General features: G+C 57.0%; 2 protein-coding genes. Both read right to left on the bottom strand.

Annotated elements, in window-relative coordinates; all coding sequences use genetic code 11:
- Positions 1-343: 343 nt before the first annotated feature.
- Complete coding sequence (gene livJ, locus ACOI7D_RS27610) at positions 344-1,447, bottom strand: branched chain amino acid ABC transporter substrate-binding protein LivJ (RefSeq protein WP_002920812.1); 1,104 nt, start codon at positions 1,445-1,447, stop codon at positions 344-346.
- Between the two features lie 257 nt (positions 1,448-1,704).
- The gene (locus ACOI7D_RS27605; RefSeq protein WP_023291229.1) at positions 1,705-2,949 is read right to left on the bottom strand and encodes an aromatic amino acid transport family protein; all 1,245 of its coding nucleotides are present in this window, start codon (positions 2,947-2,949) and stop codon (positions 1,705-1,707) included.
- Positions 2,950-2,954: the final 5 nt, after the last annotated feature.

Raw genomic sequence — 2,954 nt, 5'->3', positions numbered from 1 at the left:
AACCCGAAATCCCCGGGAACTTACATCAGTAAGTGACCGGGGTTGAGGGGGGCAGACAACGCATTAGCAGCGTGAAAAACGCCCTACCCATTTAACCCAGCATTTCGCGTTGCAAAAAGGCTTCAAGACCCGAAATCCCCGGGAGCTTACATCAGTTAAGTGACCGGGGTTGAGGGGCGCAGACAACGCATTTGCAGCGTGAAAGGCGCCCTACCCATTTAACCCAGCATTTCGCGTTGCAAAAAGGCGTCAAGACCCGAAATCCCCGGGAGCTTACATCAGTAAGTGACCGGGGTTGAGGGGCGCAGACAACGCATTTGCAGCGTGAAAGGCGCCGGTTAAATTATTTGGCGTCGGTCGCCGTACCGTTCGCATGCCAGGTAAAGACACCGAACTCGAAGCCTTTCAGGTCGCCTTTCTGATCCCACGACAGCGGGCCCATCACGGTGTCTACCGTCGCGCCTTTCAGGTATTTAGCGATTTCCGCCGGATCGTCAGACTGATTCAGGCCCGCCTGCAGCGACTGCAGCGCCGCGTAGGTGGTCCAGACGAAGGCGCCGCTCGGATCCTGTTTCTTCGCCTTGATCGCATCCACGATCGGTTTGTTCGCCGGCACCTGGTCGTAGTTCTTCGGCTTGGTCACCAGCAGGCCCTCCGCCGACTCGCCGGCGATGTTAGACAGGGAGACGTTCGCTACGCCTTCCGGGCCCATAAACTGGGTTTTCAGACCGGCAGCGCGGGCCTGACGCAGGATCTGGCCCATTTCCGGGTGGTAACCGCCGTAGTAGACGAAGTCGATATTCTCTTTCTTCAGGCGCGCCACCAGAGTGGAGAAATCTTTCTCACCGGCGGTGATCCCATCGAAGAAGACCACGTTCGCCCCGCCTTTTTTCAGGCCATCCTGCACCGCACGGGCCAAACCTTCGCCGTACTGCTGCTTGTCATGCACGACTGCGATACGCTGCGGCTTCACTTTGTCGAGAATGTATTTCGCCGCGGTTGGTCCCTGGTCGGAGTCCAGACCGGTGGTGCGCAGGATCAGCTTATAGCCGCGCGCGGTCAGCTCCGGCGCGGTCGCAGCGGGGGTGATCATCAGAATGCCTTCGTCTTCATAGATGTCAGACGCCGGCTGAGTGGAAGAGGAGCACAGGTGGCCGATAACGTATTTGATCCCGTCGTTGACCACTTTGTTGGCGACCGCTACCGCCTGTTTCGGGTCGCAAGCGTCATCATATTTTACGATCTGCAGCTTATTGCCCTTAATGCCGCCCTTCGCGTTGATATCCGCTACCGCCTGCTCGGCGCCGGTAAACTCCTGATCGCCGTACTGGGCCACCGGGCCGGACATCGCCCCGACTACCGCGATTTTGATATCTTCCGCCAGCGCCGCGCTGCTCATAACTAAGGCAATACATCCTGCCAGTAACGCTTTACCCTTCATATTCATCCTGAGGCTCCCCATTATTATGGTTTTTGCATTTGTTGTGATGTTGTTTGTTAGCGCATTATTTTGTTTATATCGATAGGAAAAGCATATGATAGCTAATCAACCGGGGGCTGCTCGCGCTTTTGCAGCACACTATGCTAAACATACCGTCATTCTGAGGAATTTGAAACGACTAAATTGCGGGCTATGTAACAGATAAGTGACAAATAAAAAAACCGCGCCAGCATGAACCGGACGCGGTGCAAAACAGGCCCTAATTACCAGCCAGCGGGCAGGTAGCCTACCGCGGACGCTACCGCGTAGACGGCGCTGCAAAGATACAACAACACAATGAAGCATTGGATAAGCGGATGGGTCATCCAGGCCGGACAGGTCCAGCCCGGCGTCAGGTCGCCACGCTGGCGGGCGCCCTTGAGCATCAGGATCGGCATAATCGATAAAATAACGCCGCTGAACACCCCGGCAAAATAGAGCGCGTTGACGAAAGAGACCATACCGCTGTAGGCCAGCACGAACGGCGGGATCGCCACCACCAGCAGCACCATCAAGCGGCGGGCGGGCTGTTCATCATTCCCCAGGCGGAACTGATCGAAGATATTGGTCAGGAAGCTGCCGCCCAGTCCCCAGTAGGAGGTCAACATCGCGCACAGCGCAAACAGGTTGGCGGAGAAGAAGGCCCATTCGCCAAGCGCCCTGCCCCAGGAGATGGTGGCCACATCCGAAATATTGTCCAGGCCATTAAGCGAGATCACCGACAGCGGCACCAGCGCCAGCAGGGTAAAGGTCAGCGCCATACCGACCATAATGGCTTTAGGCAATTTTTCCGGTTTGTCGGCGAAGCCTCGCGCCATTTCCGGGACGATATACTGTGCCGAGAAGCAGAACGCCACGACGTTGAAGACCGGAACCATATACAGCCAGTTGCCGTCGAGCAGATAGCCCACGCGGGTGGTCTCTTTCAGCAGCGTGGCAATCACCAGCACCGAGATCATCACCACCATACCGATGCTGATAAATTTCTCGCCGCGGCCGATCGCCTTCAGCCCCAGATAAAGCACCCCTGCCGCCGGGACGAAAAACAGCACGCTGCCCAGCGCCGGCGAAATGCCAAACAGGGAGTAGAGCAGCTTGCCGCTGCCGGTCATATAAGCCGTCAATGCGCCGACGCTGTTGACGCAGACGGAGAGGAACATCATCAGCGCGCCAAAGCCGCCGACGTAGCGCTTTGATAATCCGCTGAGCTGCAGATGTTTACGCGTGCGGAGCGTAGATTCCGCGACATAGAGCATGGTCACCGTGGTCAGGCTGCCCACCAGCACCAGCCAGAACAGCAGCGGTAAGAAGCCCGCTTTGCTTGACGCATAGGCGATGGAGAGGACACCCGCGCCGATATTGGTACCGACAATCATCGATACCCCTTCGACGAAGCTCAGAGATTTTGCAGGGACAGCCGTACGTTCCCGGCCGGTGAGGACGGGAGAAAAGGTGGAGTTTTCAGACATAATAC

The organism is Klebsiella sp. C360 (assembly GCF_048822415.1).
In the GTDB taxonomy this organism is placed as follows: Bacteria; Pseudomonadota; Gammaproteobacteria; order Enterobacterales; family Enterobacteriaceae; genus Klebsiella; species Klebsiella quasipneumoniae.
The sequence above is the reverse complement of the archived record's forward strand: the minus strand, read 5'-3'. Positions and strand labels throughout refer to the sequence as shown.

Bases quoted from the DNA above. Each gene is read 5' to 3' on its own strand.
- livJ (WP_002920812.1), bottom strand. From the start codon at position 1,447: ATGAATATGAAGGGTAAAGCGTTACTGGCAGGATGTATTGCCTTAGTT.
- ACOI7D_RS27605 (WP_023291229.1), bottom strand. From the start codon at position 2,949: ATGTCTGAAAACTCCACCTTTTCTCCCGTCCTCACCGGCCGGGAACGT.